This is a genomic window from Parabacteroides sp. 52 (assembly GCF_010500925.1).
GTDB lineage: Bacteria > Bacteroidota > Bacteroidia > Bacteroidales > Tannerellaceae > QVMG01.
In genome coordinates this window covers 1-6657 of the sequence record NZ_QVMG01000037.1, presented here as the reverse complement: position 1 = coordinate 6657, position 6657 = coordinate 1, and the positions used below count along the sequence as shown (strand labels likewise).

Annotated in this window: 5 protein-coding genes, 1 tRNA gene and 1 pseudogene; 5 read left to right on the top strand and 2 right to left on the bottom strand. The window is 40.5% G+C overall.

Going from position 1 to position 6657, the window contains the following annotated elements:
• Positions 1 to 84 precede the first annotated feature (84 nt).
• From D0T51_RS11890 to D0T51_RS11880, 3 genes are all read left to right on the top strand, one after another.
• Complete coding sequence (locus D0T51_RS11890) at positions 85 to 708, top strand: hypothetical protein (RefSeq protein WP_163729571.1); 624 nt, start codon at positions 85 to 87, stop codon at positions 706 to 708.
• A gap of 40 nt (positions 709 to 748) precedes the next feature.
• Positions 749 to 1471 (top strand): hypothetical protein, encoded by a 723-nt coding sequence (locus D0T51_RS11885; protein WP_163729570.1) that lies wholly within the window; start codon positions 749 to 751, stop codon positions 1469 to 1471.
• A gap of 175 nt (positions 1472 to 1646) precedes the next feature.
• Positions 1647 to 1719: transfer RNA gene (locus D0T51_RS11880), tRNA-Thr, on the top strand.
• Positions 1720 to 1828: 109 nt separating this feature from the next.
• Here the strand turns inward: D0T51_RS11880 and D0T51_RS12340 are convergent.
• Positions 1829 to 1948 (bottom strand): annotated as a pseudogene (locus tag D0T51_RS12340) (transcriptional regulator); the annotation flags it as partial.
• Positions 1949 to 1954: 6 nt separating this feature from the next.
• Positions 1955 to 2794 (bottom strand): hypothetical protein, encoded by an 840-nt coding sequence (locus tag D0T51_RS11870; RefSeq protein WP_163729568.1) that lies wholly within the window; start codon positions 2792 to 2794, stop codon positions 1955 to 1957.
• A gap of 98 nt (positions 2795 to 2892) precedes the next feature.
• Here D0T51_RS11870 and D0T51_RS11865 point away from each other — a divergent pair, with 98 nt between their 5' ends.
• Entirely contained in the window at positions 2893 to 4323 is a 1431-nt protein-coding gene (locus tag D0T51_RS11865) for a CCA tRNA nucleotidyltransferase (protein WP_163729566.1), read from the top strand.
• 223 nt (positions 4324 to 4546) lie between these two features.
• Positions 4547 to 6490 (top strand): response regulator, encoded by a 1944-nt coding sequence (locus tag D0T51_RS11860; protein ID WP_239056823.1) that lies wholly within the window; start codon positions 4547 to 4549, stop codon positions 6488 to 6490.
• The last annotated feature ends 167 nt before the right edge of the window (positions 6491 to 6657 follow it).

The window sequence follows — 6657 nt, the reverse complement described above, 5'->3', positions numbered from 1 at the left end:
GATAAAACTGTCTATGTCAGATATACAACTCCTATTCGTGGTTATAATTTTCATATAACATACGAGAAATTAACAGGAGACAATATGCTCAATGGACGTTTAACCGTTTTGTCATTGCAGAATGACACTATATACGAAGGTAACTCTAATAGGGATTATGTGGACTTAGGTAATATAGAGTTTGATTCTCTTTCTAATGGAGAAGTAATTCACTTTGATTACAAAGCCATAAAAGAGAGTTCTGGTGAGTTTATTGCAATTAATTCAGGGCATGATCCATGTTCTGTATTTAGTTTTCTGGATGTGAATTTTGATGGTAAAGATGAGTTAATAATTCGCAATGCTCCTACTGGACAAAGAAACAGATACACTTATACTGTATTGACTTTCCCTGAATGCGAATGGCTAATTGGTGATGGTGAACAAATTGACTCTGGTTGGATGATTGATGCTAAGAACAAAAGAGTAGTTAGTGATATATCTGGTGGGGATGCTTCTAACATATATCAAATCTGGGAATGGAATGAGAGTAAAGATGATTTGATACTCCTCAAAGAAGTGGAAGAAATGGGATATATGGAAGAAGAAACTATCCTGACTGTTCACAATTTTTATAATGGGACTGAGATAGCTAAGCGAGATAGCGTAGTTGTTAATAGTGGGAAAACTCTTAGTCAGGATGTATTGTATAGAGGATTGCCCTTCTAGTGAGATTATGACAGGAAGTATGTTATTAAATGAATTTAAAATGAATGATTTAGCAAAAGAGAAAGGCTTATCAACAAAACTCCTTAGAGGTTTAGGATATGGCATCTTATTATTTATCATATTATGTCTATGTACACTCTTTTGTATGGTTCTAGAAGGAGTAATTTACTCTGAACCTGTAAATATCTCTCACGATTATTTTCATCTCATGTATACATTTTTATCCCTATTCTCAATTAGCTTTTGCTTGGGATATGAATTTGTGAATCATAAGATAAAGTATAAACTGATTTTCTATCTAATATACAGCGCATTGTATCTTGTAACAACAGGTATAATTCACATATATGACCCATTAACCTCTCTGTTTCTATTTGGTGTACTACTCTTCTCTATATTTTTGAGGGAATACGCTTTCAGGAAGTGGTTAAACAGAGATATAGAAAATAAGAGAAAAGCAGGATTGATTCTTATTCTTGCTGAACTGTTTGGGATACTTGCACTTATCTACATAGCATCTTCTTCTTCTCCTTCTTCTGACGCACATAGGTGGATTGAACTTTTTTCTGTTATTAGAATACCTTTTTTGATGATCCCAGAAGATGTGGAAAACCTCTTATGTGTATCAACTTGGATATTGTTTGGACTATTACCAATGGGATATGCGATAAAATACAAGACATCTTATAGAAAGCTTATAACTACTATAGCTTTGCTGCCAATAGGGGTATTGTTGCTTATGCTTGCTCTTTTAGCTTTGTAGATAACAGAAACAGTAATCAGTAGGTAGCATCGTTTATCTACTGCTTTTTTGTACCTTTACATCACAGAGAGTTATTTAATTTAGTATTAATCTAACAACTTGTTTGCCTTGGTACTTGCCTAGCAATATAAGGATATCAAAAAAGCAGAAACAAGTAACTGTAAATTAATAGATTGCCGAAATAGCTCAGTTGGTAGAGCAATTCATTCGTAATGAATAGGTCGCCGGTTCGAGTCCGGCTTTCGGCTCGCTTTGTATCAGGCAGTTACTTTAATGGTGGCTGTCTTTTTTTGTGTTTTGTTTTCTTGGTTTACACGTCAGTTTACACAGGTTGTAAATTCTTATAAACAAAAGAAATTATACTTCAATGGAAATCCTAACTTTACCCCCTAATCCCTTCTCTACAATATCATATAGAGTTTTAAGAGTCAAGTTACTGCCATTGTTTTCAATTCGGGAAATGTATTCTCTTTTCTTCTCTGGCTACTCCGTAACTGATTGACCCTCCAATTTAGTTTGCAGATAGGTTATTTTCTTTTCTGCTTTTTCTTTTTCGGTTTTCATCTTTTCTATGTCACTCAAGACAACAGCCAGATTGTAGGTTGCGGCAATGGCTTTCTTATCGCCGTCGGCTATGTAGATCACAAAAGGTTTACCACCGGTATAATCGACTTTAATACGTTCTTTTTCTTTGTCTGAAATAAATTTAAGAGCATTAATGCCATATTCTCCTTTATAAGTTACCACCTCCGTGGTGAAACCCAGGTTTTCAAAACGATAGTTTACTCCTCCGTCGTATGGAATGGAAGCTGTCTCGGCAAAAAGGCCATCGGGCGTACTGACTTTAATACCTGTATGTTTGATTGCATGATTGCCATAATAAACACTGGCCAGATAGATTTCTCCCCGCTCATTGACACCGCTGCGGATATAACAGCGTTCCACATTGCGTTCTACCGTCTGTTGTTTCCATATATAATGACCGATCTCATCATAGACAGAGTCTTTTTCAAAGACAAAACCTTTTTTCAACTCATCAAACTCCTGTTGCCGGACCGGCAACAAACTGTCGCAATAAGCGATATTGCGCTCGGCCTCTTTCCATTCAATCTTTCGCATCAGATCAAGAGCCTCTCTCAAGACCTTCAATTCTTTCGGATAAAGTATGCGCAGGCTATCTATTTCATTCTTTGCCGAAAAGAATTCGGCTTGTTCAAACAGGGTATACGCCTTCTGCAAACGGGCTTGGGCTTCTTTCTCCTGTTGATTGCAGCCGACTAAAAAAAGGCCGGCAAAGATCATAAATATCAATGTATGTTTCATATGTTCACGTAATCAATCGTTTGCAAACATACAAAATAGTTGACAGTTGGCAGTTGATAGTTGACAGTTTTTGTTTAAATCCGTATCTTTGCCACACTATGTTTTATATCGAAAAGGAAGAAATAGAGAAACATCTTTCGGCAGAACCATTCCGCCTGGTATCCGAAGTAGCTGATGAATTACAAATGGAGGTTTATGTGATAGGTGGATATGTCCGGGATATTTTTCTGCGTCGTCCTTCAAAAGATATTGATGTAGTCGCCGTAGGAAGCGGTATCACCCTGGCCAAAGCGGTTGCCAATAAATGGGGACGAAAAGCCCATCTTTCCGTATTTAAAAACTTCGGAACGGCTCAGGTAAAGATGAGAGATACGGAGATTGAATTTGTAGGGGCACGTAAAGAATCCTATAACCGGGACAGCCGGAAACCGATCGTAGAAGACGGCACGTTAGAAGACGATCAGAACCGCCGGGATTTTACGATCAATGCCCTGGCCCTTTGCCTGAACAAAGACCGTTACGGAGAGCTTATCGATCCTTTTGGCGGACTAGAGGACATGGAGAGACTGATAATCCGGACCCCATTGGATCCGGACATCACATTTAGCGACGACCCCCTCCGCATGATGCGGGCCATCCGCTTTGCCACACAACTGGGATTCTTTATTGACCCGGAGACATTCGACGCCATTGAACGCAACAAAGAACGCATCGCTATCATATCCAAGGAACGCATCATAGACGAACTCAACAAAATCATATTATCCCCCAAGCCTTCCATCGGATTTGAATTATTGGATCAATCAGGATTACTGCCTTTGATATTCCCGGAACTTTCCGCGTTGAAAGGAGCCGAAACCAAAGAAGGAATCGGACACAAAGACAATTTCGCCCATACCCTGATGGTCTTGGATCGCTTATGTAAAACCTCTGACAATCTTTGGCTTCGCTGGAGTGCTTTATTACACGACATCGCCAAACCGGTAACCAAACGTTGGGACAACCGCCTGGGCTGGACATTTCACAATCATAATTTCATCGGAGAGAAAATGATTCCCGGTATCTTCCGCCGCATGAAACTGCCGATGAATGAAAAAATGAAATATGTTCAAAAGATGGTGGGTCTACATATGCGTCCGATAAACCTGGCCGATGACGAAGTAACCGATTCGGCTATCCGCCGGCTCCTCTTCGATGCCGGTGATGATATCGATGATCTGATGAAACTATGCGAAGCCGACATCACCAGTAAAAACCCGAACAAAGTACGTCGCTTCCTCAATAACTTCCGATTGGTACGGGAAAAGATGACTGACATCGAAGAAAAAGACCGGGTGCGAAACTTCCAACCTCCTATCACCGGAGAAGAAATCATGAAAACCTTCGGTCTCCCCCCCTGTCAACAAGTGGGTACACTGAAAGAAACAATAAAAAATGCAATTTTGGACGGTGTGATACCGAATGCATACGATGCCGCTCATGCCTATATGCTTGAGAAAGCGAAAAAGATGGGACTAACCCCTCTTTAATCTTCCGGATACAAACGCGTTGCCGAGACTGCCTCTCATTGATAAAAACAAAAGACGTGAGACATCTCCCTCACTTAAACAGAGAGGAGTAGCTTCCTATCCGCAAACAAATGACAGGATAAACATGGCTTGTGAATGCAGATTATATTATTTATCTTTGTCACAGGCATCCATATACTCTCTTTTATATAAATACGGATCAATTCAAAGTAAGAATACAGAAATGAAAACACATACTTTAATCCGGAAAGCAGGTATAGGCAGTTGTATATTATTACTCTCTACCCCTTCCCTTTTAGCCAATCCTTTAGGAGCCATCTCTCAGACCAGCCTCTTGTCTCTCCTGATAGTATCCATAAGTGTTTGTCTCGTTTTATTCTTCTATTTCCAGAAACAGAAGAAACAGGCCTTTACCCAAATAGAGGAGTTAGAAAAAGAGAAAAAAGAATGGGAAAAGAAATATGAAGAGTTACGTATCCAATCGACAGAAAAAGATGTAGAAATATCAACCCTTAGCAGTAACAGAAAAGAGTTAGAGCAGATCCTCGTAGCCAAGATCAAAGAAAACGACTCCATTCTCCGCGAAGCTGCCGACAGAGAAGAGGCTGCCAAACAACAAATAAAAGAGTCCGAATCCACTCAATATGCCTTTTTCGTTAACACCATACACGAAATGCGCACCCCTCTTTCTTTGATCTTAGGATCATTGGGCCTGGCCGTGCAAGGGAAAGAGCCGGAGAGAGCACTCTCTTCGCTGTTGATCTCTGCCTACCGGAACACCCTGTCTCTGCAAGATCTGGCGGATCAGTTGATAGGAGCCAGACGGGCGGATGACATAGCCAGCTACCTGCGCATAGCCCGCTACAACATAGTAGAAATAGCCCGTCAGAGTTGCGATCTTTTTGTTGACTGGCTGGAGATGAACAATGTCGATTTCAATTTCACGACACAGGCCAATGCCCTTTGGTTATGGATAGACCGTCGTAAAATGGAATATGTAATCCGTACCCTGCTTACCAACGCCTTAAAGAACACCTTTATGTATGGAAAGATAACATTGGGTATTTCCGTCGAGAAACATAATAACAAGCCTTATTGCGCCCTCTATATACAAGATGAGGGACTGGATGAAAATGAAAGTACCCGCCGGGGCTTAAAGCAAATCAAAGACACAATACATGCATTGGAAGGTATGTATCGCAAAGATACGGCTCCCAACGGCACCACCTATTCTTTGTATATCCCGCTGGGGAAAAAGCATTTATTGGAACGCCGCGTTGAATTTGTGGAACCGGAAGGTGATCTTGTCAAACTCAACAAATTGCAGAAAGAAGAGATTTCCGAATACATAAAGGTGCTCCCTCAAAAAAGAATCACAGGGAAAAAACTATTGATTATCGACGACAGTGACCAGATCCGTTGGTTCCTGAAACATATTTTCAATAAAGAATATACCATCGTTGAAGCACGCAATGGCGAAGAAGGAGTGAACATGGCAGTTTCCGAATCCCCGAACCTGATTCTTTGTGACGTAATGATGCCCATAAAAGACGGCTTCCAGGCTTGCCGGGAGATAAAGAATAATGAACGCACGACACAGATACCCATTATCATGTTAACGGCCAAAGTGGAAACGGAAGATGTCATCAAGGGCATTGAATCGGGGGCCGATGATTATATCACCAAACCGTTCGATGTAGAGGTATTGAGAAGCAAGGTTAACAACCTACTCAAACGTCGCGCCCAACTCAAGCATTATTACACCCGCATTCCCCTCTCCGAGATGACAGGAGAGACAGAAGCAGGAGAGAATAAACCCATCGACATCGAACCGCTCAGTCCATTCATGGAAGTTCTTATTCAGACGATTGAAAAACACCTGGACGACCCAACCTTTGAAGCCAAAGTACTGGCAGAGACATTAAACATAAGCCTGCCCACCCTTTACCGAAAGATCAAACAATACTCAAACAGTAGTATTTTGGAAATCACCCGTTCCATCCGTTTGAAACGAGCGGCCGAACTATTGGCCACCCAGCGGTACAGTGTACATGAAGTAGCAGAAATGGTAGGTTTCAACGACATGGCCACTTTCCGAAAAAGATTCACGGAACAATACGGAACAACTCCCTCGCAATACGGAACCTCTTCTTTAAATAACGATTAATGATTAACGATTAGTGTTTAGTGTTTAGTGATGAACGATGAGTGAAGCGTGAAAGATTATAATTAACAATTTATAATTAATGCGAATCAGTAGTTGATACTGATTCAATTGTTTAAAAAATTAGATAAATAAAAGCGATGGCGATTTTACCCATCGTATGTACTAAA

Excerpts from the sequence above, each read along its gene's own strand:
- D0T51_RS11885 (WP_163729570.1), top strand. The coding sequence starts at position 749 with ATGAATGATTTAGCAAAAGAGAAAGGCTTATCAACAAAACTCCTTAGA.
- D0T51_RS11865 (WP_163729566.1), top strand. The coding sequence starts at position 2,893 with ATGTTTTATATCGAAAAGGAAGAAATAGAGAAACATCTTTCGGCAGAA.
- D0T51_RS11870 (WP_163729568.1), bottom strand. The coding sequence starts at position 2,794 with ATGAAACATACATTGATATTTATGATCTTTGCCGGCCTTTTTTTAGTC.
- D0T51_RS11860 (WP_239056823.1), top strand. The coding sequence starts at position 4,547 with ATGAAAACACATACTTTAATCCGGAAAGCAGGTATAGGCAGTTGTATA.
- D0T51_RS11890 (WP_163729571.1), top strand. The coding sequence starts at position 85 with ATGCTCAATGGACGTTTAACCGTTTTGTCATTGCAGAATGACACTATA.